This window comes from Aurantibrevibacter litoralis (genome assembly GCF_034651555.1).
GTDB lineage: Bacteria > Bacteroidota > Bacteroidia > Flavobacteriales > Flavobacteriaceae > Aurantibrevibacter > Aurantibrevibacter litoralis.
In genome coordinates, this window is record NZ_JAYEEQ010000017.1 from 54,600 (window position 1) to 79,718 (window position 25,119).

The 25,119-nt window shown below is 39.2% G+C and carries 19 protein-coding genes and 1 pseudogene; 16 read left to right on the forward strand and 4 right to left on the reverse strand.

Features of this window, described 5'->3' with window-relative positions:
- The first annotated feature begins 124 nt into the window (after positions 1 to 124).
- From U1E44_RS13225 to U1E44_RS13240, 4 genes are all read left to right on the forward strand, one after another.
- On the forward strand, positions 125 to 1,198 hold the full coding sequence (locus tag U1E44_RS13225) for an efflux RND transporter periplasmic adaptor subunit (RefSeq protein WP_322931572.1): 1,074 nt from the start codon (positions 125 to 127) through the stop codon (positions 1,196 to 1,198).
- On the forward strand, positions 1,195 to 4,296 hold the full coding sequence (locus U1E44_RS13230) for an efflux RND transporter permease subunit (RefSeq protein ID WP_322931573.1): 3,102 nt from the start codon (positions 1,195 to 1,197) through the stop codon (positions 4,294 to 4,296). Before U1E44_RS13225 ends, U1E44_RS13230 begins: the two co-directional genes overlap by 4 nt.
- Positions 4,297 to 4,300: 4 nt before the next feature.
- Positions 4,301 to 5,611 carry a TolC family protein gene (locus U1E44_RS13235; protein WP_322931574.1) on the forward strand — a complete coding sequence of 437 codons (1,311 nt, stop codon included), beginning with the start codon at positions 4,301 to 4,303 and terminating at the stop codon, positions 5,609 to 5,611.
- Positions 5,612 to 5,802: 191 nt separating this feature from the next.
- Entirely contained in the window at positions 5,803 to 5,994 is a 192-nt protein-coding gene (locus tag U1E44_RS13240) for a cold-shock protein (RefSeq protein ID WP_322931575.1), read from the forward strand.
- 783 nt (positions 5,995 to 6,777) lie between these two features.
- Here the strand turns inward: U1E44_RS13240 and U1E44_RS13245 are convergent.
- On the reverse strand, positions 6,778 to 7,713 hold the full coding sequence (locus U1E44_RS13245; RefSeq protein ID WP_322931576.1) for a peptidylprolyl isomerase: 936 nt from the start codon (positions 7,711 to 7,713) through the stop codon (positions 6,778 to 6,780).
- A 1,422-nt stretch (positions 7,714 to 9,135) separates the two neighbouring features.
- Between U1E44_RS13245 and U1E44_RS13250 the strand changes: the two genes are divergently transcribed.
- From U1E44_RS13250 to U1E44_RS13305, 12 genes are read left to right on the forward strand one after another with little or no spacing between them, the layout of a single operon-like run.
- Positions 9,136 to 9,897, forward strand: a complete 762-nt coding sequence (locus U1E44_RS13250; RefSeq protein ID WP_322931577.1) for a DeoR/GlpR family DNA-binding transcription regulator — start codon at positions 9,136 to 9,138, stop codon at positions 9,895 to 9,897.
- 29 nt (positions 9,898 to 9,926) lie between these two features.
- The gene (locus U1E44_RS13255) at positions 9,927 to 11,345 is read left to right on the forward strand and encodes an L-fucose/L-arabinose isomerase family protein (protein ID WP_322931578.1); all 1,419 of its coding nucleotides are present in this window, start codon (positions 9,927 to 9,929) and stop codon (positions 11,343 to 11,345) included.
- 37 nt (positions 11,346 to 11,382) lie between these two features.
- The gene (locus U1E44_RS13260; RefSeq protein ID WP_322931579.1) at positions 11,383 to 12,171 is read left to right on the forward strand and encodes a transketolase; all 789 of its coding nucleotides are present in this window, start codon (positions 11,383 to 11,385) and stop codon (positions 12,169 to 12,171) included.
- Between the two features lie 5 nt (positions 12,172 to 12,176).
- Positions 12,177 to 13,154, forward strand: a complete 978-nt coding sequence (locus U1E44_RS13265; RefSeq protein ID WP_322931580.1) for a transketolase family protein — start codon at positions 12,177 to 12,179, stop codon at positions 13,152 to 13,154.
- Positions 13,154 to 14,572, forward strand: a complete 1,419-nt coding sequence (locus tag U1E44_RS13270; RefSeq protein ID WP_322931581.1) for a nucleoside hydrolase-like domain-containing protein — start codon at positions 13,154 to 13,156, stop codon at positions 14,570 to 14,572. The genes U1E44_RS13265 and U1E44_RS13270 overlap by 1 nt, the downstream gene beginning before the upstream one ends.
- 19 nt (positions 14,573 to 14,591) lie before the next feature.
- The gene (locus U1E44_RS13275; protein WP_322931582.1) at positions 14,592 to 16,052 is read left to right on the forward strand and encodes a DUF1593 domain-containing protein; all 1,461 of its coding nucleotides are present in this window, start codon (positions 14,592 to 14,594) and stop codon (positions 16,050 to 16,052) included.
- On the forward strand, positions 16,049 to 16,996 hold the full coding sequence (locus tag U1E44_RS13280) for a D-ribose ABC transporter substrate-binding protein (protein WP_322931583.1): 948 nt from the start codon (positions 16,049 to 16,051) through the stop codon (positions 16,994 to 16,996). Before U1E44_RS13275 ends, U1E44_RS13280 begins: the two co-directional genes overlap by 4 nt.
- A 29-nt stretch (positions 16,997 to 17,025) precedes the next feature.
- A complete protein-coding gene (locus tag U1E44_RS13285; RefSeq protein WP_322931584.1) occupies positions 17,026 to 17,616 on the forward strand; it encodes a DUF2291 family protein in 591 nt (196 codons plus the stop codon).
- A gap of 1 nt (position 17,617) precedes the next feature.
- Positions 17,618 to 19,138: a sugar ABC transporter ATP-binding protein gene (locus U1E44_RS13290; protein WP_322931585.1), complete on the forward strand. Its 1,521-nt coding sequence runs from the start codon at positions 17,618 to 17,620 to the stop codon at positions 19,136 to 19,138.
- Between the two features lie 19 nt (positions 19,139 to 19,157).
- Positions 19,158 to 20,129, forward strand: a complete 972-nt coding sequence (locus U1E44_RS13295; RefSeq protein WP_322931586.1) for an ABC transporter permease — start codon at positions 19,158 to 19,160, stop codon at positions 20,127 to 20,129.
- Between the two features lie 19 nt (positions 20,130 to 20,148).
- Positions 20,149 to 21,603, forward strand: a complete 1,455-nt coding sequence (locus U1E44_RS13300; protein ID WP_322931587.1) for an FGGY family carbohydrate kinase — start codon at positions 20,149 to 20,151, stop codon at positions 21,601 to 21,603.
- Between the two features lie 25 nt (positions 21,604 to 21,628).
- A complete protein-coding gene (locus tag U1E44_RS13305) occupies positions 21,629 to 23,122 on the forward strand; it encodes a DUF1593 domain-containing protein (RefSeq protein WP_322931588.1) in 1,494 nt (497 codons plus the stop codon).
- 716 nt (positions 23,123 to 23,838) lie between these two features.
- Here U1E44_RS13305 and U1E44_RS16855 read toward each other — a convergent pair.
- The 3 genes and pseudogenes from U1E44_RS16855 to U1E44_RS13315 all read right to left on the reverse strand — a co-directional run bounded on the left by U1E44_RS16855 (position 23,839) and on the right by U1E44_RS13315 (position 24,952).
- A complete protein-coding gene (locus tag U1E44_RS16855; RefSeq protein WP_416242060.1) occupies positions 23,839 to 24,048 on the reverse strand; it encodes a winged helix-turn-helix transcriptional regulator in 210 nt (69 codons plus the stop codon).
- A 93-nt stretch (positions 24,049 to 24,141) separates the two neighbouring features.
- A pseudogene (locus U1E44_RS13310) lies at positions 24,142 to 24,462 on the reverse strand (ATP-binding protein); the annotation flags it as partial.
- Positions 24,461 to 24,952, reverse strand: coding sequence for an N-acetylmuramoyl-L-alanine amidase (locus U1E44_RS13315; protein ID WP_416242061.1), 492 nt, complete (start codon positions 24,950 to 24,952; stop codon positions 24,461 to 24,463). The gene U1E44_RS13315 and the pseudogene U1E44_RS13310, both read right to left, overlap by 2 nt.
- Between the last annotated feature and the right edge of the window lie 167 nt (positions 24,953 to 25,119).

Consider the following 25,119-nt stretch of genomic DNA (forward strand, 5'->3'; position numbering starts at 1 on the left):
TGGCATCGCCTTGCCTTTTTGTTCCATTACAACGCGAAATAAATGTTAATTAAATTTAAAGGTTTCGTGGTATTACATTATTTAAAATTAGCTTTGAAAAAGCTAAGGCTGTTGAACCAAAATCATGAAACCAAAGCATATTATTATAACCTTACTGGTGCTGGTCATTGCCTCGCTAGTATTCTACCGCATTAAAAGCAATAGTACGGAAAAGGGGATTTCCGAAGTAGCGGCTACCGTAAAAAGTGCATCTCCCGTAACCGGATATAAGATTGTGCCGCGAAAATTTGCCAATGAACTTTCGGTTTCCGGGTCTATTGAAGCTAACGAACAGGTTGAAATACGGAGTGAAGTTTCGGGAATAGTACAAGGCATTTTTTTTAATGAAGGTTCTTTTGTAAACAAAGGGCAATTGTTAGTAAAAATTAATGATCAGGAATTAAAGGCTCAATTATCTCAAGCACAAACACGCCAAGCCCTTGCTGCGGAAAATGAAAGGCGGGCTAAATTATTATTGCAGAAAGAAGCGGTTAGTCAAGAAGAATATGATGTAGCCAATTCGGAGTACAAATCCATGTTAGCCCAAACCGAGCTGGTACAGGCGCAATTGGCTAAAACCTCAATTGTGGCACCCTTTTCCGGTAAAATAGGACTGCGTTCCATATCGCCTGGAACCTATGTAACGCCTACTACGTTAATTGCGAATTTAGTAAACATCAATCAAGTAAAAGTTACATTTTCTATACCTGAAAAATATGTGCCCGTAGTAACCCCAAATACTGAGATTAGTTTTAGGGTTGCCGGCTATCAGGAAGCATTTACTGCTAAAATATACGCCATAGAACCGGGTATAGAGATCACTACGAGAACACAGCAAATTAGAGCTTTGGCAGACAATAAAGAAAGCAAATTACTTCCCGGTACTTTTGCTAGTGTTGCTGTGCCTTTGGCCATAGAGGATAGTGCAATTCTTATTCCTTCGGAAGCGGTAATACCTATACAGAACGGCAAAAAAGTGTTTGTATCTTCCAATGGATTGGCCAAAGAAGTGTTGATAGAAACGGCGACCAGAACCGATAAGGATATACAGGTGATATCGGGGTTAAAAGCAGGCGATACTGTGCTGACTACCGGTATTATGAGCTTGCGAGATGGAAGTCCGTTAGCCATTACCTTGCTTAATACGACACAATCATGAATATATCAACCCTAAGTATTAAAAGACCAATACTCACTATTGTGGTGAATCTCATCATCATATTGTTTGGTATAATAGGGTATACGTATTTAGGTGTTCGGGAGTTTCCTTCTATAGATCCTGCGCAAATTTCGGTGCGTACCGATTATGTGGGCGCCAACGCCGACATCATAGAATCGCAGATCACCGAGCCTTTAGAAAAGGCAATTAATTCTATTGATGGAATCCGAAACATAACCTCCTCCAGTGTGCAAGGTTCCAGTACGATAAATATAGAGTTTAAACTCGAAAAAAATCTGGAAGAAGCCGCCAATGATGTGCGCGATAAGGTGTCGCAAGCCGTTCGTAATTTACCTCCCGATATTGATTCCCCCCCGGTTGTGTCCAAGGCCGATGCCAATGCCCAAACCATTATTTCCATGCTTGTAAAAAGCAACAACAAAAATGTGTTGGAACTTACCGACTATGCCGATAATGTACTTGTACCAAGATTACAAACCATTGCCGGAGTTAGCGGTGTACGTATTTGGGGTCAGCGAAAATATGCCATGCGGCTTTGGATAGATCCTATTAAATTATCCTCCTATGGACTAACGGTTGCCGATATCCGTACAGCGCTAAACAGTCAAAATGTAGAATTACCATCGGGAAAACTTACGGGTGCAAGTACGGAACTCACCGTTAAAACGATTGGGAATCTTTATACTGAAGAAGAGTTTAATAATATCATTATTAAATCCGATGGAGGGAAAATAGTTCGCTTTAGTGACGTGGGTAAGGCCAGTTTGGAAGCTGAAAACATGGAAACCCGTCTCAGCGATAATGGCCAAACCATGATTGGATTAGCCATTTCGCCCCAACCCGGAAGCAATTATCTGGACATCGCCGAAGGATTTTATCAGCAGTTTGAAAGCCTTAAAAAAGATCTTCCGGACGATTTTGAGTTCAACATCGTAATAGATGATAGTGTTTTTGTTAAAAAAGCCATACTGGAGGTAGCGGAAACATTGCTTATTGCCTTGCTTCTGGTTACTTTGGTCATTTACTTGTTTTTCAGAAATTGGGCCATGGCATTTAGGCCGCTTATCGACATACCGGTGTCTCTTATAGCTACCTTTTTTATCATGTACATTTTTGGATTTTCTATAAACGTGCTTACACTTTTGGCTATTGTTTTGGCAACGGGTCTGGTAGTAGATGATGGTATTGTAGTCACAGAAAACATCTTTAAAAAAGTAGAAGAAGGCATGTCGCCCATTGAAGCGGCGATAAAGGGATCTAATGAAATATTTTTTGCGGTGATTTCTATTTCCATTACGTTGGCTGCGGTATTTTTACCTATCATCTTTTTAGAGGGTTTTGTGGGAAGGCTTTTTAGGGAATTCGGAGTCGTCATAGGGGCGGCGGTATTAATTTCGGCCTTTGTCTCCCTTACGCTAACCCCTATGCTAAATGCCTACTTAATGAAAGGGGGCAAACAAAAGCGCTCTAAGTTCTATGAAATGACGGAGCCCTTTTATGAAAACCTCAATAAAAGCTATGCGAACGCCTTGGGTAGCTTTATGAAGCGCAAATGGCTGAGTTTCCCCATCCTTTTTGCATGTTTAGGGTTGATTTTTTTGTTTTATAAAATATTACCAAAAGAAACAGCTCCTTATGACGATAGAAGTATGCTTCGTATTTCTGTGCAAGGCCCCGAAGGAGCAAGTTACGAATATATGGATAAGTACATGCAGGAATTATCGCTACTTTTCCATGATTCTATTCCGGAGCTTAAATCGAGTTTAGTAGTGACCTCACCCGGTTTTGGTTCGTCATCCGTTAATAGCGGATTTGCGCGAATTGCGTTGGTAGATCCATCTGAAAGAGAACGGTCGCAAACCGAAATTGCCAACGCCCTTACAGCATGGACCAAACAGTATTCGGGCATACGTACCCTAGTTAATGAACAACCTACCATTTCGGTAAACCGAAGAGGTGGTCTCCCCATACAGTATATCATTCAAGCCCAAAATTTTCAGAAACTAGAAGAAAAAATACCAGAGTTTTTAGAAGAAGCCGGCAATGATCCTACGTTTTCAGTAGTAGATATTGATCTTAAATTTAACAAACCGGAGCTCTATGTAAACATCGATAGAGAGAAAGCACAAAGCCTTGGAGTTTCTGTGATAGACGTTGCGCAAACGTTGCAACTTTCCCTTAGCGGACAGCGTTTTGGTTTTTTTATGATGAATGGAAAGCAGTATCAAGTTATTGGTCAATTTGATAAGAGCGATCGGGAAACCCCCTTAGATTTAACCTCCATTTTTGTAAAAAGTAATCGGGACGAACTTATACAGCTTGACAATGTGGTGAGTGTTGAAGAAAGAAGTAGTCCGCCACAATTATTCCATAACAACCGCTATATGTCTGCCACCATTTCGGCTGGTTTGGTACCCGGAAAAAGTATCAGTGATGGGATTGAGGCCATGGAACGTATTGGGCAGCGCGTTTTAGATGACACCTTTACCACGGATTTAGGAGGAGAATCGCGGGATTTTGCAGAAAGTAATTCGAACACCATGTTTGCTTTTGGGCTCGCTTTATTGCTTATATTTTTGATATTGGCAGGTCAGTTTGAAAGTTTTATGGATCCGCTTATTATTATACTCACGGTACCTATGGCCGTAGCAGGAGCCCTTTTCTCACTTTGGTTATTTGGACAAACTTGGAATATTTTTAGTCAGATAGGAACCGTTATGCTCATAGGATTGGTTACAAAAAACGGAATTCTCATTGTGGAATTTGCCAACCAGCTTAGAGAAAGAGGCATGTCTAAATCGAAGGCCATTGTAGAAGCAGCGGAGTCGCGCCTTAGACCTATTCTAATGACCAGTTTAACACTTGCCTTGGGAGCCATGCCCATAGCATTATCTATGGGTGCAGCTTCTACCAGTAGAATGGGAATGGGTATTGTTATTGTGGGCGGCACACTTTTTTCCTTAATATTGACTCTTTTTGTAATCCCGGCAGTTTATTTAATGTGGTCCCGAGAGCGGAAACACAGACCCGAATTTGATAGGGCGGAACTGCTTGAAAAGGAAAGTGTCTTAAATTAGCAGCATGAATTTACGGGAAATACTAGTAAGCACTCTTTGTATCGTAGCACTAAGTTGTACCCTTAGTGCTCAAAAAGTACTCACCATAGAAGATGCGGTACAAATTGCGCTCCAAAATAATTTCGATATTAAGATTGCATCCAATGAATTAAGGATAGACGAAAAGAACAAAAGTCTGGCCAATGCCGGTATATTGCCTGTACTTAGTGGCAATTTTGCCAGAACCAATAACATACAAGATACCGAACTTACTTTTTCCAATGGAGAGGAAAGGATAACGAACGGCATTCGAACTTTTAATCAATCTTATGGTGCGCAGTTGCAATGGACAATTTTCGACGGTTTTCGAATGTTTGCTCGGTACGACCAATTGAAAGCTTTGGAAGCGCAAGGAGAAACCGAATTGAAATTTACCATTCTCACTACGGTAAGTGCTATTTTTAATACCTATTACGAAATTACACAATTACAGCAGCAGTTGGTTGCTTTAGATACTACTATTGTGATTTCTAAACAGCGCCTAGAAACTGCACAAAACCGTTATATTATTGGTAAGGCCTCTAAACTTGAGGTGCTTAATGCCGAGGTTGATTTAAATACGGATATAACTGCCCGGTTGAACCAAAACCAACTTTTTGCCAATGCCAAAATACGCCTAAATGAAATTCTCGCCAGAGATGTAGATACTGAATTTAGTGTGGTAGATACGATAAAGGTAGACCGAGCTTTGGTATTACATGATTTGATTTCCTTGGCCACAGAGCAAAATCCCGAACTCCAATTGCAAATTATCAATAAAAAAATACAAGAACTAGAGCAAAAACAGGTGAAAGCCAACCGTATGCCAAATATTAGCGTAAACACTGGCTACAATTTTACACGCTCCGAAAATCCTATCGGATTTGCCATACAATCCCAAGGCGAAGGTCTTAGCTATGGTATTGCCGCTTCCATACCCATTTTTAATGGGTCACTACAAAATAGAAACGAACAAATAGCTAAGATTCAACTGGAAAATACCGAAATGGCAATTGCCCGGCAAACACAGACCTTACAGTCGCAATTAGCATCTGTATACCAAACCTATTTAACGAATTTAGAACTGATAGAGTTGGAGGCTAAAAATGAAGAGATTGCAAAAGAAAATTTAGATATCACTTTGGATAAATTTAATATTGGGACTATTCCTGCTGTTGAATTTAGAGCAGCTCAGGTAAACTATGTAAATGCCAAAGTACGCTATACCAATTCCCAATTTCAGGCCAAACTTTCGGAAATTGCATTAAAGGAGTTGTCCGGTATTATATCTTTATAGACCGTACTATTTTCTTGCCAAAGTAGAACCACATTAGGGTACGAACATCCTTGCTTTACCCATAAGTTAACCTTCGTAGTGTAGATATAATGCTGTGTAGGAATTCAAATTTAAAATATAACCGCGAAAAAGTTCTTTGTGAAATATTTTTACTACCTTTGTACCTAATTTAATTTTTTTAATTTTTTATAATGGGTAAAGGAACAGTAAAATTCTTCAATGATGCCAAAGGTTTTGGTTTCATCACTGAAGATGGCTCAAGCGAAGATCACTTTGTACACATTTCTGGTTTAATCGATGAAATTCGTGAAGGTGATGTTGTAGAATTTGAACTACAACAAGGTAAAAAAGGATTGAACGCAGTAAATGTAAAAGTGATTTAATACTTACGGTACAACTTTTTTAAGACATAAAACTCGATCCTTTATTGGATCGGGTTTTTTTTTTTTTTTTTGAATAATGACCTTGGGCTTTTTTCAATCACTTGGCTTTTTTATTCAATCTAAAGATTCCCCGACCCTTAGGTCGGGGTTTCCTATTTACCGCTCCAAAGGAGAGGTCGGAACTGCTTTTTTGCAGCTCCGGGTGAGGTAAAATACAAAAGTTCGGTTTTTTTGGACCAAAGGCCAAAATGAAACTGGTGAAATATCTCTATGGCTTGCCTCGGGGATAGTCAGTTTCAAGAAATTGTTTATTTTCCACGCAACCTTTTCCCTTTTTTATAATCTAAAGCATAGATTCCCCATAAACAACTAATCATCAACCTGCCATGTCCACATTTTTAGGAACACTATGTATTTTATTGATAATTAATATCCTTTTACTTATTTTGAGTGTAGGAGGGAGTAAAACGAAGTTGTAATACGAGCCCAAGGATAGACACAAACATAGAATGCTGGTTGTTTATGTTAACTCGATTTCTTCAATTTTTGCCTAGACCTTGAGGTACATCAAAAAAAAAATCTTCATTACTCCCTTCGAGATCGAGGTAAATAATGAAGATTGTAGTATCAAATAAGTACGAAATAATGAAAATATACAAGGGGTTTAGGTAATAATTAAGATTGTTTTGGAACCCCTTCTGTGGTACATTTCTATTCTATTTCCAGTCATGGAAATACTTGAAAATAAGGATCATCAACGCAAAAAAATAAATCTTTTATAAGTTATTTTACCGCCATTAATTCTACATCAAAGACCAAGATTGCATCCGGTGGTATTACTCCACCTGCGCCGGCGCTTCCGTAACCCAAATCGGACGGAATTACAAACCGAGCCTTATCGCCAACAGACAATAGGCCAATGCCTTCATCCCAACCTGGAATTACTTGACCCACACCCAGGGTAAAGCTAATAGGCTGATTGCGCTTATACGAAGAATCAAAAACCTGTCCGTTGTCTAAGGCGCCTTCATAATGCACCGAAACGGATTTCCCTTTTATTGCTTTAACTTCTCCTTTGCCTTTTTGAATGATTTTGTATCGAAGTCCGCTTTCGGTTTTTTCAAAACCGGCGGCTAATTGTTCCAGTGCTGCGGCCTTTTTTTTGCGATCTTCGGCCAATCTTTTTTCGCGCGATCCTTCAAAGGTGCGAAAAGCCTCTACCGCATTCCATTGTTCGGCAGCAACACCTACGCGAAGAATTTCTAAAGTTTCAATTTTATCGCCCTGCGCAATGGCATCTACTACATCCTGTCCCTTGGCAACATGACCAAATACGGTATGCTTGTTATCTAACCATGGGGTAGCTACATGTGTAATAAAAAACTGGGTGCCGTTGGTGCCCGGACCCGCATTGGCCATAGACAAAATTCCTGGGCCAGAGTGCTTTAGGTCTACATGAAACTCATCATCAAATTTATACCCGCCATCGCCGGTACCGGTTCCTAAAGGACATCCGCCTTGAATCATAAAATCTGGAATAACTCTATGAAATTTTAGGCCGTCATAATAGGGCTTTCCTTGCGGTTTCACCGAGTTTTCTAAATTTCCTTCCGCTAAAGCGACAAAATTTCCTACGGTTCCAGGGGTTTTCTCGTGGGTTAGTTTTACTACTATTTCACCTTTATTGGTATTAAATTTTGCGTAAATTCCGTCTTGCATAATGCTATTTTTAGTAAGGGGCAAAGGTAAGGATTTGTTTTGTGTAGAAAAAATGTAAAACCCAATGTAAATTGCTGTAATACTTATCTTGTATTTAAACATTATGGGTGTAAAAAAAATAAAGAGATAGTAGGAATCGCGATCTAAAGGTTTTCGATGGTTACATTATTTAGGTAAAATTGATATCAAATGCAGTTTCAATCTAAAGATTACCCGACCCTTGGGTGGGGGTTTCCTATTTACCTCTCCTTTGGAGAGGTCGGAACTGCCTTTTTGCAGTTCCGGGTGAGGTAAAATACAAAATTTCGGATTTTGGCCCAAAGGCCAAAATGAAACTGGCGAAATACCCCTATGGCTTGCCTCGGGGATAGTCAGTTTCAAGAATTTTTTTATTTGTGGTAAGACCAAATCTCGATGCACAAAGGGCACCATCTTCAAGTTCCCGTTACACCCTGAGCCTAATTTCCGGTTACCGGTTAAAAAAAGTACTGAGATAAGCTCAGAAGAGGAACCTAAGTTATGCTTGAAAATATATAAAATTTTGTACATTTTGTCTGTCAACTAAAAAAAGGATAAGAGCTGCTTTTACGATAACAGTAAACACCTAAAACGAGAAAATTAGTTTTTCTGTAAGATTTTAGGGTGTTTTAGTGCCTCTTGAAGTGATCGGCTAAGGGATTGGGGGTCTAATGTTGCAATACATTGATGCATGATATATTGCAATTTGTTTAAGTTCTGGTATAAAACAGAAATTACGTTCGAATACCATAATTTTAACGGCTATAGTTTCGTGTAATCTAATAGTTATTTTCAATGAAGATCAAGCATCTGAATTTATTAGCCCAAAAATAAATTTGAGCTTTCATTTATAAGCGGTATATCGCAAGGTTTGGGAGGATCTGATAGTATCGGTTTATGTAACTCAATCCTGCCAAAGCGGGTATAGATTTTTATCAAGGAATATAACAATTGATGTTTAAATACGATGATAAAAATGATGAAAGATTAAACTAAAAACCTATAGAGAGATATAAAAATAGAGTCTAAAAATTCGATTATGAAGCAACCGAAAATGGTCTAAAGTGATCTAGTTAGTTTATTTATAACCTTTTGTTTATTTCGACTGGATTTCTTCAATTTTTGCTCAGGCTAAAAAGATACAAAGAAGAAATCTTCATTACTTGCTTCAGGATCGTAGCAAATAATTAAGATTTTAGCATCAAATAAGCACTACATAATCAACTTGCCAACGGATTATTTTTACTCTTATTTTTTGAAATTTTAGTCCCCACCACTGAAATACTAATTCTGTGGGCATTTTTTTTAATTACATGACATTCTTTATTGTATATGTCTAAAATAGAGGTGCCAATTATTTTTAAATTTTACGTTTATTTATTAATATTTATTTATTTTTGTTATATGCTACCAAAACAAAGAAAATCAAAAATACTAGACATCATCAAAGAAGATGGTTTCGCCAAGGTGGTTGAACTTGCGCGAATCTTTAAAGTTACAGAAGTTACCATTCGTCAGGATCTTGAAAAACTGGAAGAGGAAGGTTTAATTGTTAGAGAGCACGGAGGTGCTTTTCTGAAAAACATTCCTAGTCAAGTGCAAAGTTTACAATTGGCTAATCAGTCGAACCTAGAATTAAAAGAGGCCATTGCAGTAAAATGTCTAGCGTTTATTGAAAGTGGGGATACGATAATCTTAGATTCTGGAAGTACGACTACGGAAATAGCCAAGAAACTTATCGGGTACACGAATTTAACGGTAATAACTAACGCCCTAAATATTGCGTTGCTATTGGGGCCCGAACCGGGCATTGATGTGATCATGACGGGAGGCGAATTTAAAGGACCAACGCTTTCTTTAACCGGCCAAAAGGCCGCTGACTTTTTTGAAGGTCTAAATGTTCAGAAACTTTTTTTGGCGACTGCGGGAATATCCCTGAAATATGGACTTACCTACCCCAGTTTAAGCGATCTTGTTGTAAAAAAAGCAATGATCCATGCGGCTGAAATTACGTATTTAGTAGCCGATCATACCAAGTTTGGAACAAGCGCATTGGCTAGTTTAGGCGCCCTCTCTTTAATTGATTTTATTATAACCGATTCCGGTATTGCAGAGAAGGATCAAAAAGTCCTTAAGGATAATGAAATAGAAGTCATTGTAGCATAACCTAACAAATATCACTAATTAAACAAAATATGTCAAAGTTAAACTTAGGTATAGGAATTATTATAGGAAACCGCGATTTTTTCCCGGACAGCTTAGTTGAAAAAGCAAGAACAGAAATTCTGGATGTTTTTGCCAAGCTGAAATTGAAACCTATTTTATTAGAAAATACGGACACTAAATTAGGAGGAGTTGAAACCTATAAAGATTCCCAAAAATGCGCCGAACTTTTTAAAAAACACAGTCATGAAATTGCCGGTATCTTAGTATTATTACCAAATTTCGGTGACGAAAGAGGTGTGGCCGACACTTTGAAATTAGCAAACTTGAATGTTCCTGTTTTAATTCAGGCGTATCCCGATGAGCTCTCTAAAATGAATGTTGTTAACCGACGCGACTCTTGGTGTGGCAAAATTTCGGTATGCAACAATTTGTATCAATACGGAATAAAATATTCGCTAACCAGCCAACACGTAATGTGGCCATCTGAAGTGTACTTTCAGCAGGATTTAGTAGATTTTGTGGCTGTATGTAGGGTAGTAAAAGGATTGCGAAATGTAAGAATTGGTGCCGTAGGCGCCCGACCCGGGGCGTTCAATACAGTACGTTATTCTGAGAAGATTTTACAACGCAATGGGATTACGGTTACTACAGTAGATTTATCTGAGATTCTCGGAAATGCAAACAAACTAACTAAAGATGACCCTGCTGTAAAGCAACACTTAGAAGCTATAAATTCGTATGCCCCGAAAGGAAAAACTCCTGATGAGGCCATGATTCAGATAGCAAAATTGGATGTTGTATTAAATAATTTTGTAGAAGAATATGCCTTGGACGCAACCGCAATACAATGTTGGACTTCTTTGCAACAGAATTTCGGTTGCAATGTATGTACGAGTATGAGTATTATGTCCGAAAACATGTTGCCTTCTGCTTGCGAAGTAGATGTAACAGGCACTTTGAGTATGTATGCCATGCAGTTGGCCTCCGGTTCGCCAAGTGCCTTGGTAGATTGGAACAATAACTACGCCAATGACCCCAATAAATGTGTACTATTCCATTGTGGCAACTGGGCGAAATCTTTTTTGCCTGATATTGAGATTAGCAACGCTCCGATTCTTGGAAACTCCGTAGGTGTAGAAAACACGTATGGCGCATTGGATGGGCGTACTCCGGCTAATCCGCTCACCTACGGCAGAATCAGCACAGATGATCCTAAGGGCATCATTAAAGCTTATATTGGGGAGGGAGAATTAACTGATGATCCACTAAAAACGTTTGGCAACAGAGCTGTGGCCAAAATTGAAAACCTCCAAGGATTGATGAATTATGTGTGCAGGAATGGTTTCGAGCACCATGTGGTCATGAACGCCTCTAAGACCGGCACCATACTAGAAGAAGCTCTGGGAAATTATATGGGTTGGGAAGTGTATAACCATACAACTAAATAAAATGACTGATCGAGAACTAAAGTTAAAATCTGTGCTTTTGAGAAAAAATCTTCTCAAATATATTTATAAGGCGAAGGCCGGGCATACAGGCGGAAGCCTATCGTGTACCGACATATTAAATGTGCTATATAACAGAGTATTATGTGTAGATCCCAAAAACCCCAAAAACCCTAATAGGGATCGGTATATTCAAAGCAAAGGACATTGCGTAGAAGCACTATATGTAACGTTGGCCGATCGTGGTTTTTTTCCGGAATCGGATTTGGAAACACTATGTCAGTATCAATCGCATTATATTGGCCATCCAACCAAAAAAGTAAATGGAGTAGAGCAAAATACAGGGGCATTAGGTCATGGATTGCCCATTTGTGTTGGAGAAGCGATCGCAGCCAAGTTAGATAACAAAACGCATAGAATATATACTTTGCTCGGTGATGGGGAGCTTCCTGAAGGATCTAATTGGGAGGCTTTTCTAGCTGCGGCTCATTATGAGTTGGATAATTTGTATGCCATTCTTGACTACAACAAACAACAAATTTCTGGTTCCAATGAGGAAGTTATGAATTCAGGCTCTGTACGTGAAAAATTGGAAACGTTCGGCTGGGCTGTCAAAGTGGTCAACGGTCATAATTTGAGGCAATTAGAAGCCGCTCTGAACAACGGCCCATTTGAAAAAGGAAAACCAAATTTTATTATAGCGAACACCATTAAGGGTAAAGGGGTAAGCTATATGGAGGGTAATTTAAAATGGCACCATGGTGTGCCTTCTTTTGAGGAGTATGAACTGGCACAATCAGAGTTATCATCAACAGCAGCATCAATATAAAAACTATGAGGTTGGATAAAATAGAAGAAAAGGAATTATTAATGGGTTTAACCAATCAAGAAATTTTTGCCCAAACTCTGGAGGAATTGGCGGCCAATGATAGAGCTATCCTAGCAGTTACTAGTGATTCCCGCGGCTCTGGTAAATTGGTGATGTTCGGAAATAAGTATCCAGATCAAATCGTAGAAGTAGGTATTGCAGAACAGAATCTGGTAGGAGTAGCTGCCGGATTGGCTTCGGCAGGAAAGAAGGCTTTTGCGGTATCTCCGGCTTGTTTTTTAAGCGCTAGAGCATTAGAGCAGATAAAAAATGATGTAGCCTATTCGGACAATCCGGTAAAATTGGTAGGTATTAGCGCAGGAGTTAGTTATGGGGCATTGGGTACCACACACCATAGTTTGCATGATTTTGCAGTTTTAAGAGCCATTAACAATATCACTATTGTGGCACCGGCTGATAATTTTGAAACGGAACAGGCAGTGCGGAAAGCAGTTGCTTATAAGAAGCCCCTTTATTTGCGCTTTGGAAAAAAGCAAATGCCTTTTTTAGAGGAAACTCCTTCAAGTTTTGAATTTGGAAAAGGACGTGTGGTAAGAGAGGGTAAGGATTTGGCGATTATAGCCAATGGTGAAACGGTTTATCCGGCGTGGTTAGCAGCGAAAAGCTTGGAAGAAGAATACGGAATAAAGGCTACCGTAGTAAGTATGCATACCATAAAGCCTTTGGATACCGAATTACTGAGTAGCTTGGCAGACAATGGCAGACCTATGTTGACTGTAGAGGAACATATGGTTCATGGGGGTCTTGGTGAAGCCTGCGCTTCTTATTTTATGCAGAATGGATATAATAACCCTTTTAAGATTATTGCTATTCCGGATGAATATACGGTTACCGGATCTCAGGGAGAAATCTTTGAGCATTATGGAATTTCGCAATATGGAATTATGCAATCCGCAATAACATTAACAAAACATAGGTCATAATGAGATATCTATTCTTTCTCATTGCATTTTTGTCGCTAACATTCAGCCAATGCTTAGCTCAAAAAAATCGCTTGCTGGTACTCACGGATATTGAAGCAGATCCCGATGACGCCCAAAGCTTAATACGTCTACTTCTCTATTCAAATCAGATTGAAATTGAGGGATTGATTGCGACAACCTCTGTTCACCAAAAATCCCGGGTAGCTCCAGAAACCATAATTTCCATTTTACAGGCATATGGCCAGGTTCAACCCAATCTACTAAAACACGAACAGGATTTTCCTCCTAAGGAGCAACTTTTATCCTTGGTCAAGACAGGGTTGCCATTATATGGTATGGAAGGTGTTGGAAAGGGAAGGGATTCCGAAGGATCAGATTGGATTATTAAAGTTTTGGAAGATAAAGACGAACGACCCCTATATGTTTCTGTGTGGGGCGGCCCAAACACGTTGGCACAAGCCCTTTGGAAATTGCGGGAAACTAAGGGCAAAAAAGAAGCGGATAGGTTAATTGACAAACTAAGAGTATATACGATTTCGGATCAAGATGATAGTGCCAGTTGGATCCGAAAGGAATTCCCAAACCTCTTTTATATCGTGAGTCCCGGAGGTTATTTTAGTTCTACTTGGATTGCAATAAACAGAGCTATTAAGGGAATCGATAACAGTACGAGCAGCAATTCATGGCTTGCCACTAACATTCAGCAAGGTCATGGCTCACTTGGTGCCATGTACCCAGATGTGGCATATGGAATGGAAGGGGATACTCCTGCATTTCTTTCTGTTATTCCTAATGGCCTCAACAATCCGGAAAAGCCAAATTGGGGCGCTTGGGGAGGTAGGTACGAATTGTACCGACCAGATTCTATCGCACGGGGTATGACCGGTGGCGTTCCCATTGGGAAAGAAACCAGACCCATATGGACTAATACCGATGACACTTACAGCCCGGTAGTTTCCAATGAATTTGGTCGTACAGTTAAAAAAGACACCCTTACGTTTACTGATAACCAAGTAACCCTTTGGCGTTGGCGCGATGATTTTCAGAATGATTTTGCTGCCAGAATGGATTGGTGCACCCAAAGTTATGAAGAAGCAAATCATCCTCCAATACCCGTTCTTGGACACACCGAGGAGATTACCGTAAAGTCAGGTGAGGTTTTCGGTCTGGACGCAAGTGGGACAACTGATCCCGATGGTGATAGTTTAAGCTATCTATGGTTTCAATATCCTGAAGCGGGTACCTATAAAAAAGTAATTCCACATGGCCTATCCGAAAATCTCTACTTTATACATACTATTAATGCGCCGGAAGTATCCCAACCGGAAACCGCCCATTTTATCTTAAAGGTAACAGATAAAGGGTTGCCTACACTATCACGGTATAAAAGAGTGATTGTAACTATTTTGCCCAAGTAAATAACAAAAATAAAAATCAATGAATCGTTTTTTGAAAAACTCAGGGATTACCTTATTTTCCTATTTGATAGTCAGCATACTGATATTGATGGCTAAAAATGTTTCAGCTCAATATTTTACTGAAAAACCTCGGGTTTTTGTGCTTACCGATATTGAAAACGAACCGGATGATGCCCAATCGTTAGTCCGATTTTTAACCTACTCCAACCAGTGGGATGTGGAAGGTATCGTGGCAACTACTTCCATTTGGCAAAAAGACAAAACAGCAGAATGGCGTATTCATGAAATCGTTGACGCTTATAGTAAAGTAAGAAGTAATTTGGAGATACATGAATCTGGTTATCCGGAATACGAATACCTTAAAAGCATTATAAAGATTGGAGTTCCAAAATTTGGAATGGCAGGTGTTGGGGAAGGGCAAGATTCCGAAGGATCCGAATGGCTGATTACAACGTTGAAAAAGAAAGATGATCGCCCAATTTATATTCAAGCCTGGGGGGGTGCCAATGTATTGGCACAAGCGCTATGGAAAATGGAACGAACGATGACACAAAAAGAATTAGATCAGATAATTCAAAAAATGCGTATTTATACCATTTCAGATCAAGATGATACCGGCCCTTGGATTCGAAAGAACTTTCCTAATCTTTTTTATATAGTGAGTCCGGGGTATGAGGAAAATGGCGGAGGACAATATCATCATGCCACGTGGACGGGTATATCAGGGGATAAGATGCACGGCCGATTCATTGGCCCCGATTTTACAATAGTTGATAATCCTTGGCTTGATGAACATATACGAAATAATCATGGTCCCCTTGGTGCACAGCACCCACATACCGAATATTTGATGGAAGGTGACACCCCTTCCTTTCTGGGTTTGGTAAATAATGGACTCAATAACCCGGAAAACCCTAACTTCGGCGGATGGGGCGGTAGGTATGAGCTATATATCCCACAGTTTAAAAAATATATGTACGAGCTGGAAACGCGTCCAATTTGGACAAATGCAGACGATGAAGTTTACAGTCCGATAACTGACTCTTTTCATACAAGCAACCATGCCACCATTTGGCGTTGGAGAGAGGCGTATCAAAATGATTTTGCCGCTCGTATTGATTGGAGCAATACATCAAATTATAGTGCTGCTAATCACCCCCCCGTTGCAAAATTAGACCATGTAAATGAGTTGGTGGTTCACTCCGGGGACAATGTTACACTTAGCGGTGTTGGGTCTTCTGACCCTGACGGTAATAAATTAACATACCAATGGATAGTTTATAATGAAGTAGGCACCTTAAATATAAATAGAAGCAATGTAAAGTTAGAGGATGCCAATGCACAAGTAACTAGTTTTGTTGCCCCTACCACTGATAAATCGAAGACCATACATTTTATCCTTCAGGTAACCGATAATGGAACTCCTAATTTGACCCGATACCAGAGGTGTATCGTTAATGTAATTCCCAAGGTAAAATGAGTAAGGTGGGATGGTTAATAGTAGGCAGTTTTATGCCCTTTATTCTAGGGTGCAATTCAAGCAATGAAAATGAACCAAAAGCAAAGAAAATTGCCGTGGTTATTTCTACTTTGAACAACCCATGGTTTGTTGTTTTGGGGGAATCCGCTGCGGAACGGGTACGCGAATTGGGCTATGAAGCTACCCTATTTGATTCCCAAAACAATACGTCTAAAGAAGCAGAACATTTTGAAAATCTTATTGCCGCTGGCTATGAAGCCATTCTCTTTAACCCGACAGATTCTGAAGGTTCTGTTTCCAATGTAAAACGTGCCAAAGAAGCCGGTTTGCCAACATTCTGCATGGATAGGGAAATAAGTGCTTTGGATGTAGCCACCTCGCAAATAACCTCAGATAATTTTTCCGGTTGTGTAGCCTTAGGGGAATATTTTGTTCGCAAATTAAATAAAAAGGGCAAGTATGTTGAGCTTCTGGGTCTCGTCGGGGACAACAATACCTGGAACCGTTCAAAAGGATTTCACAGTGTGGTAGACCATTTTCCGGAACTTGAAATGGTAGCACAGCAAAGCGCTGATTTTGATAGAAATAAGGCAATGGACGTACTAGAATCCATCATGCAATCCAATCCAGATATTGATGCTGTATTTTGTGGAAACGATGCAATGGCTATGGGTGCTTATCAAGCTTTGGTAGCTGCCGGAAAGGCTGATAGTGTTCTTGTATTTGGCTTTGATGGGGAAAAGGATGTTATGGATGCCATTAAGGATAAAAAAATTGCAGCAACCGCCATGCAATCACCTAAACATATGGCGCGCACTGCAGCTGAACTGGCAAATGAGTACCTAAAAGGGAAACGGGATTTTACGAAAAAAACTCCCCTTCAGGTTAAGGTGGTAACACCAGAAAATATAGATGATTTTGGCTTTTACGGCTCATCAAATTAATTATGAATAAAGTAATAAAATATAGCGCAATGGCTATACTTATAGCCTTTACCCTTTATCATTCGATAAGAATAACCCCATTAGATCAGGCAAGACAGGCCAAAAGTGACTCAGTTTTCAATGCCAAAGCGTATGCCATAGCATTCATGTCCGATAAAATTGAAGATTTACCGGCAATTAATGCTTCAGTTTTTATAGATAATATTTCAAATGATTTAATGAATTATTGTTTCGAAAATGGAAAGAAGCTAGGTATTAGCGATGAATACAATTTTATCATACAGGGCAATGCCAATGTTAAAGCAATAGAAGATGAATACATCATGCTTGCTTTAGAAGATAACAAAGAAGTACAGTTAGCCACCGATTTTATATTTGGAAATGCCATTCGGGATGGGAGCGGCATGGCACATATTGACGATTACCAAAACACCATGGATTTCAATTCAATTTCAGTAGAACTGAATAATATCGTCAGAGAAACCCTAGTACCAATACTTAAGGAAAAAGTAAAAATAGGTGATTCCATTTACTTTAAAGGAGCGGTTAAAATAGATATAGAAAAACCCAACATAAAGGAACTAAAAGTGATTCCCGTTCGCATAAAATTCAAAAACTAAATTGAAAAAACAACCGGATATAATACTAGAGATTCAGGGCATCTCCAAAAGATTTGGGGGTGTAACCGCATTAGACCAAGTGAATCTCCAAGTACATACCGGTAAAGTTAACGTTATTGTAGGCGAGAATGGCGCCGGCAAATCTACTTTAATGAAAATCTTATCCGGAGTATATCCCGAATACGAGGGGACCTTGCTTTTAGATGACAAAGAAGTAAGATTCAACAATCCCAAAGATGCCATGACCAATGGTATTGCAATCATTCACCAAGAACTAAATCTAATTCCCTATTTAAGTATTGCACAAAATATTTTTTTGGGAAGGGAAATTTACAATGCTTTTGGAATCTTGGATTCCAACGCTATGAATGAAAAGACCAGAGAACTGCTTACTCGCTTGAATTGTGATCTAAAACCCAAAACATTAGTTTCTAAACTAAGGGTTGGAGAACAACAATTAGTTGAAATAGCCAAGGCATTATTGGAAGAGGCACGGGTGGTGATTATGGATGAGCCCACCTCAGCCATATCGGACACTGAAGTTGCTTCTCTGTTCAAAATCATCCAAAACTTAAAAGAACAGCAGGTTACCATTTTATACATCTCCCACAAATTGGATGAGCTTTTTATAATTGCTGATCGCTTTATTGGCTTGCGTGATGGTAAAATGGTTGGGGTAATAGAAAATGCTTCCGAAGCCAAAAAGGAAGATTTAATTCGCCTAATGGTTGGTAGGGATATTAAAAATATATATCAGAAGGAAGAAGTAGCAATTGGCGACGAAGTGCTTCGTGTAGAAAATTTAAGTCTCCCAAGATTGCATGATAAATCCAATTACATTTTTAAGGAAATCAATTTTAGTGTAAAAAAAGGTGAAGTCCTTGGGATATTCGGTCTGATGGGTGCCGGTAGAACAGAGTTATTAGAAACAATTTTTGGACTCCACGCCAAGACAATGAACGGAAAGGTTTATGTAGAAAACAGCGTAATCCTACTAAGACATGTTAGGGATGCCATAAATTGCAGAATGGGATTAGTCCCTGAGGATAGAAAAGCAGATGGTTTGGTACTACAAATGGAATTATACAAAAACATCAGCATGGCAAGTATTTGGAATGTGGTTAAGAATGGATTAGTAAGTACGGACTCCGAAGCGAAATTATCAAAAAAATACATTGAGGCTTTAAAAATAAAGACACCATCAGAAAAAGAATTTTCAAAGAATTTAAGTGGCGGCAATCAGCAGAAAGTAGTTTTGGCAAAATGGCTTGCCACCAATCCAAAAGTACTTTTTTTGGACGAACCTACAAGAGGCATTGATGTTAATGCCAAAAATGAGATCTATCATTTGATTCATACTTTAGCCAAAGCCGGCTTGGGAATTGTCGTTGTTTCCTCCGAACTGCCGGAAATTATGGCCATATCAGACCGAATCCTTGTTTTGAGCGATAGTAAAATCAGTGGGGAATTTTCTCAACAGAACGCAAATGAAGAGGCAATTATGCAAGCGGCTATATTGTAACATACTTTTAAATAGTAAAATGACCGACGTTAAAAGCACTTTATTGAAATTTCAATCCATCATTGCCCTTGTGGTTTTGTGTGTTGTTTTAACAGTTTTGTCTGATAAGTTTTTAACCCCTGAGAATGGGTGGAACATTATGCGACAAATTTCAATCAATGTCTGTATTTCTGTTGGGATGACTTTAGTGATTTTAACCAAAGGTATTGATCTTTCCGTTGGCTCTATGCTCGCCTTTGCAGGTGCCGTTACCGCCGGGCTGTTAAAAAATGGCTTAGAGATTCCATCACTAAATATATTCATAGAGTTCACGGTTCTCGGAGCAATACTGGCTGGTTTGATCCTTGGAGGAATGTTAGGGGCTTTCAACGGTTTAATGATTACGAAGTTTAAAGTGCCACCTTTTGTGGCTACTCTGGCCATGTTAACCATTGCTCGAGGAGGTACCATGTTATGGACTGGTGGTTTTCCCATAACTGGTTTCGGAGACCTTTTTGCTTTTATCGGTACGGGTTGGTTTTTAGGCATTCCAATGCCCGTTTGGATTACAGCAATCGTGGTTATTTGTGCTATTGTCCTTACTAATAAAACCGTTTTTGGCAGGCATATTTACGCAATAGGAGGCAATGAGAGTGCAGCGCGTTTGTCCGGAATAAATAGCAACAAGGTCAAAATTTGGGTGTATGCCATAGCGGGCATCTTAGCAGCAGTTGGAGGAATTATGTTAACATCAAGGTTGGATTCGGCCCAACCTAATGCCGGCATGAGCTATGAACTCGATTCCATAGCCGCTGTTGTAATTGGCGGTACTTCGTTATCAGGTGGTAGAGGTTCCATAATGGGAACGGTTCAAGGCGCATTGATAATCGGTGTCCTAAACAGCGGTTTAGTATTGTTGAATGTATCTCCATTTTGGCAGCAGGTGATTAAAGGATTCGTCATTTTGGTAGCCGTAATCATGGACCGATTAAATCATCCTAACGAGGATTAACGTAATGAAATATAGAAATATGTCAAAAGCCTATATTTTAGCAATAGATCAAGGAACCAGTAGTACCAAAGCCATTTTATTTGATCATAAAGGTAAAGTGGTAAAAAAGGCCACGGCTCAATTAAAAACGGATTACCTTCCTAATGGTTTTGTAGAACAAGATCCTCATGATATTGTAGAAAGTGTTAAAGCGGCATGCTCCTCATGTTTAGGAGGTATTGATACCCTCAAGATCTCTTCTATAGGAATAAGTAACCAAAGAGAAACCTTTGTGCTATGGGATAAAAATGGAAAGCCTGTTCATAAGGCTATTGTCTGGGCTTGTAAGCGTTCTACGGCTATTTGTGATCAACTAAAAGATCAGGAGCCATGGCTAAAAGAAAAGACAGGGCTAGTGGTGGACCCCTATTTTTCCGGAACTAAATTGTTATGGATTTTAAAACATAAACCCGAAATACTAAAACAAATTACAAAAAAAGAGATATTCTTTGGTACCGTAGATACTTGGCTATTGTTTAAACTTACCAACGGAAAATCCTTCTATACCGACCATAGCAACGCTTCCAGAACACTTTTTTTTAATATTCATAAATTGACCTGGGATTCTGAAATCATTGAAAAGTGGAATCTAACAGGTTTGCAATTGCCCGAAATAAAGGCATCTGCTGATGATTTTGGAGTAACAGATCTCTTTGGATTATTACCAAAAAATATTCCAGTTACGGCAATGATCGGGGATTCTCATGGTGCTATGTTTGGGGAAACATGTTTCGAAAAAGGAGATACTAAGATGACCCTTGGTACCGGTTGCTCGCTGTTAATGCATATTGGCAACAAACCTTTGAATTCTAACGAACGATTATTGAGTACCATAGGATGGAGCACAAAACTAGAAGTTGTATATGCTTGGGAAGGAGCTATTGTCGCCTGTGGTTCCATGGTGGAATGGCTCAAATCATTACAGATAATTTCCAATGCGGAAGAAACCGCAGCTATGGCCATGGGGGTAGGAGAACCTTCAGATATTTATTTGGTTCCGGCTTTCGGTGGTCTAGGTGCTCCATTTTGGCAGATGAACAGAAAGGCATCGATCCATGGACTAACCTTTGGAACCCGTAATGAACATTTGGTAAAAGCCACCTTGGAAAGTATATCTTTCCAAATCAAAGCGGTAGTAGAAGCTATGCAAAAAGACCTTAAATTTCCAATAAAGCAAATTGCAATGCATGGCGGTCTCTCTAAAAACGAATTTATTCGGCTAAGTTTATCTGATTTATTAGATGCCACCATACAAACCCAAGACAATGTAGATATTTCAGCTCAGGGTGCCGCTTTTTTGGCAGGACTGCAAGTAGGCATATTTAAAGATTTAAAAGAGATAAAATCCTTGGTGCATTTACAAACATTGAAAAAAAATAAAACCCACTCCGCAATAAATGAAAAATATGATAAGTGGCGAATTCTTATTAAATAAGTTCACAACATCAAAATTTAACATCATGAAAAAAACACTTCTTTTCCTTGCTTTAATTTTCTCACTTACCTTGTGCTTTGCTCAGAACACTATGAAGAGAACGATTGTCACCACCGATGGCGAGATCGATGACGTGGATACTTTTATCCGTTACTTGCTCTATACCAATGAATTTGAAACTCAAGGGCTAGTATATTCCAGTTCCATGTGGCACTGGAAGGGCGATGGTAAAGGCACTGCGTTTACTTCGGAAATGGAAATGACCAAACGGATCTATGGTGAAGATTTAACCGATTTAAGATGGCCCGGTACAAATTGGATACAGGAGCTCCTAGTTGAATACAAAAAAGTGCATCCCAATTTACTTTTACATGACAAGAATTATCCCTCTGCGGAAGAATTATTAGCCTTGGTTAAGGTGGGGAATATTGATTTTGAAGGGGATATGGCAAAACCTACGGAAGGTTCTGAGCTTATTAAAGATAAATTATTAGATGACGATAATCGCGAAATATTCTTGCAAGCATGGGGTGGCACAAATACCATTGCACGTGCATTAAAATCCATAGAAGAGGCATATTCAAAAACGAAAAATTGGAAAGCTGTAAAAGAAAAGGTTTCTAAAAAGGCCGTTATCTATACCATTATGAACCAAGATGCAACGTATAAAAACTATATTGGAACCAACTGGCCAAACATTCGGGTCTTTTATAATGCCAATCAATTCTGGTGTTTTGCGTATCCATGGAAGCGTGTAGTGCCCAAAAGTCAGCAACCGTATTTAGAGGGAAGTTTTATGGGACCTAATATCATAAATAATCATGGTCCGTTGTTACAGAAATATTATTCATACGGTGATGGGCAGAAACAGGAAGGAGATCCCAATCATTTTGAGGGCGACATTTCAAAAATAATTAATACTGAAAGGGGTAGTTTTTCTAAATACGATTTTATTTCCGAGGGTGATACTCCGGCATTTCTGCACTTGGTAGATGTAGGATTGGATAACTACCAAGATCCCTCAAGAGGCGGTTGGAGTGGGCGCTTTGTTCCGAATAAAGATAATCCATATCGATACGAAGATGGAGAGGCTGCTTCCGATAGGAATCCGGAAACCGGAAAATGGGATACGAGTTATCCGCAAACACGATGGATTAAAGCCATGCAACTCGATTTTGCTGCACGTGCAGATTGGTGCGTGCAACCTTATGAAAAAGCGAATCACCCACCAAAAATTATGGTAGCTGAAGGCCTTTCGTTAACGGCCACCGCAGGTCAAACCCTTACCCTAAACCTTTCCGGATGGGATCCGGATGGCCATCCGATAAGCTTAAATGCATGGTGCTATGCAGAAGCAGGAACTGGCAGTGCCGAAACAATGACAGAAAACAATATCACTAAAGTGACCATTCCCTCAACCGCATTGGAAGGGGAACAATACCATATTATAGTAGAGGGCACAGATACAGGTTTTCCTGCATTGACAAGATATCAGCGTGTTATTATAACAATAGTATAAGTTGAATAAGTTACCAAAAAGCAAGAATCCCATAGGTGTATTTTTGGAATCTTAAATACTCTGTATAAGTGTCTTAATGTGTGGTTAGCATGAGAAACCATCTCCTGCAAGGGATGATTTTAATTTAAAAGTGATTCTAAAAATTTGGAAAGACCCTGCATAAAATCTGTGAATCATAGCACCGTGAGATCTTTTCGAAGGTAATATATTGCCTTTCCAAAAGAAAGGTTAGGTTTTATGTGATACCTAAGGAAACTGCATTTCTTTATGGTACAGATTTAGTTTTTGATGCGTAATGGAAGAAAAAAAGTGTACAAGTAAAAAAAAGACATAGGATGTATCCAAAATAAGATTGAAAAAGTGTTCTTTGCACGCATAGTTGATTTTTTGAAGTTACCATTCAGTAAGACGAAAGTCAAATCAACTATACTTTATGTTCAAATCAACTATTTTCTAATCGACAACAATGTTGTCGATTAGAAAATTCTGTTGTCGATTTGTAACCATTTAATCCGATATCAAACGATATTATTTGCTATCAAAAAAAATGTAAAATCCTGAAAATCATTAATTTTACAGGATTTTAGGGTTTTTTATTACCCCTTTAAAGTGACCTCTAAGGGACAGAGTTCAAACTTTTTAAAAGAGGATATAGAGATTATTCTCAAAAAATCATCTCATATTAGAAGTGCTTGATTTTAAGGTGTTGCTGAATTTCATTTTTCCATAATTAACTCCCAATACCCGGTACGCTGGCTGCCTTTACGCTCAACAAGGCCTTTCTCCTTTAAACATTTGATATTGTTGTTTATTGCCGTTGAACTGATTCCGATTAGTTCTGACATTTCCTGTTTGCTGATTTTTGTATTTTCGGCAATCAACCATACGATCTTCTGTTGGCTTTCTACCAACCCATCTACCAACACTACGCTGAAATCTTTTTACGCTTCTTTTATTTGAACCGGTTCGGAAGAAGGAAATACCATTCTGGTAAAACTGTCCATAAACCTAAAGTATTATTTGCCATAACTCTGTAAAATTCTTGGAACCCCTGAATCTAATTGCTCTACCAGTTCCAAATCTTTATATACGCGCATCAATTCCTTGTTTCTGGGAATGGACACCCCTTCGAAGAAATCTTCCTTGCTCAATCTCTCCGGTATGGATCCAGCAGATGTGATTTCGAGCCTATCGTTGAATATCTCAAACTTTGGAGGCACTTCCCGGGTATAATCGTTATGTACGAATGCATTAAGAATAGTTTCACGCAAGGCAACCGGGTTCCACAACCTTCGCTCAATTCGCTCTCTTGAAGTAATGGTCGCAAATGTTGTGTTCTCAGTTTATATAATATCTTATGATTTTTTCTCTCCCTTCTTTAGTCATCAAGAGATTTCTACACTCTTCCTGGTTGTCCATAAAAAAATTCTCGGTTAAGATTGCGGGCATTTTCGTTTTAGTAAGGACATAGAAACGACGTTCTTTGTCCAAATCTCCATCGGAAAAATCTGTCCTTAAGTATCTATTTGGGAAAACTCGTAGGTACTCTTCTCCAAAAATGGTCGCAATTTTATCACTTTTAGTATCTCCTGGGGAGGTAAAAATTTGAGAACCATGACCACCGCCAGCATTGGAATGAATACTTAGATAAAAACTGTTTGAAAAGTCATATTCATTTGCTCTTTTTATCCTAGTCTCCAACCTAACATCCCAATATTCAGGTGCAATGTTTACGTATTGTATTTTAAATCTTGTCAACTCCTCTATAACTCCATTGACAATTGCTCGATTAAACTCGCCCTCATAAAGCTGGGAACCATCCGACCACATAGGGCTTCTTTTGCCATTGGTCTGATAGATTCCATTTATTATTGCCCCATGGCCATTATCTGCAAACAACGGACATAGTATACCACATGTGCCGGGATAAAGTGAGCATAGCTCGCCGGATGAAAGTGAACCACCTAGGCCGGGCAAAAATGAGCCACCCTTAAAAC

Coding starts and splice junctions, on each gene's coding strand:
- U1E44_RS13225 (WP_322931572.1), top strand. CDS start 125: ATGAAACCAAAGCATATTATTATAACCTTACTGGTGCTGGTCATTGCC.
- U1E44_RS13230 (WP_322931573.1), top strand. CDS start 1,195: ATGAATATATCAACCCTAAGTATTAAAAGACCAATACTCACTATTGTG.
- U1E44_RS13235 (WP_322931574.1), top strand. CDS start 4,301: ATGAATTTACGGGAAATACTAGTAAGCACTCTTTGTATCGTAGCACTA.
- U1E44_RS13240 (WP_322931575.1), top strand. CDS start 5,803: ATGGGTAAAGGAACAGTAAAATTCTTCAATGATGCCAAAGGTTTTGGT.
- U1E44_RS13245 (WP_322931576.1), bottom strand. CDS start 7,713: ATGCAAGACGGAATTTACGCAAAATTTAATACCAATAAAGGTGAAATA.
- U1E44_RS13250 (WP_322931577.1), top strand. CDS start 9,136: ATGCTACCAAAACAAAGAAAATCAAAAATACTAGACATCATCAAAGAA.
- U1E44_RS13255 (WP_322931578.1), top strand. CDS start 9,927: ATGTCAAAGTTAAACTTAGGTATAGGAATTATTATAGGAAACCGCGAT.
- U1E44_RS13265 (WP_322931580.1), top strand. CDS start 12,177: ATGAGGTTGGATAAAATAGAAGAAAAGGAATTATTAATGGGTTTAACC.
- U1E44_RS13270 (WP_322931581.1), top strand. CDS start 13,154: ATGAGATATCTATTCTTTCTCATTGCATTTTTGTCGCTAACATTCAGC.
- U1E44_RS13275 (WP_322931582.1), top strand. CDS start 14,592: ATGAATCGTTTTTTGAAAAACTCAGGGATTACCTTATTTTCCTATTTG.
- U1E44_RS13280 (WP_322931583.1), top strand. CDS start 16,049: ATGAGTAAGGTGGGATGGTTAATAGTAGGCAGTTTTATGCCCTTTATT.
- U1E44_RS13285 (WP_322931584.1), top strand. CDS start 17,026: ATGGCTATACTTATAGCCTTTACCCTTTATCATTCGATAAGAATAACC.
- U1E44_RS13295 (WP_322931586.1), top strand. CDS start 19,158: ATGACCGACGTTAAAAGCACTTTATTGAAATTTCAATCCATCATTGCC.
- U1E44_RS13300 (WP_322931587.1), top strand. CDS start 20,149: ATGTCAAAAGCCTATATTTTAGCAATAGATCAAGGAACCAGTAGTACC.
- U1E44_RS13305 (WP_322931588.1), top strand. CDS start 21,629: ATGAAAAAAACACTTCTTTTCCTTGCTTTAATTTTCTCACTTACCTTG.
- U1E44_RS13315 (WP_416242061.1), bottom strand. CDS start 24,952: ATGTGGTCGGATGGTTCCCAGCTTTATGAGGGCGAGTTTAATCGAGCA.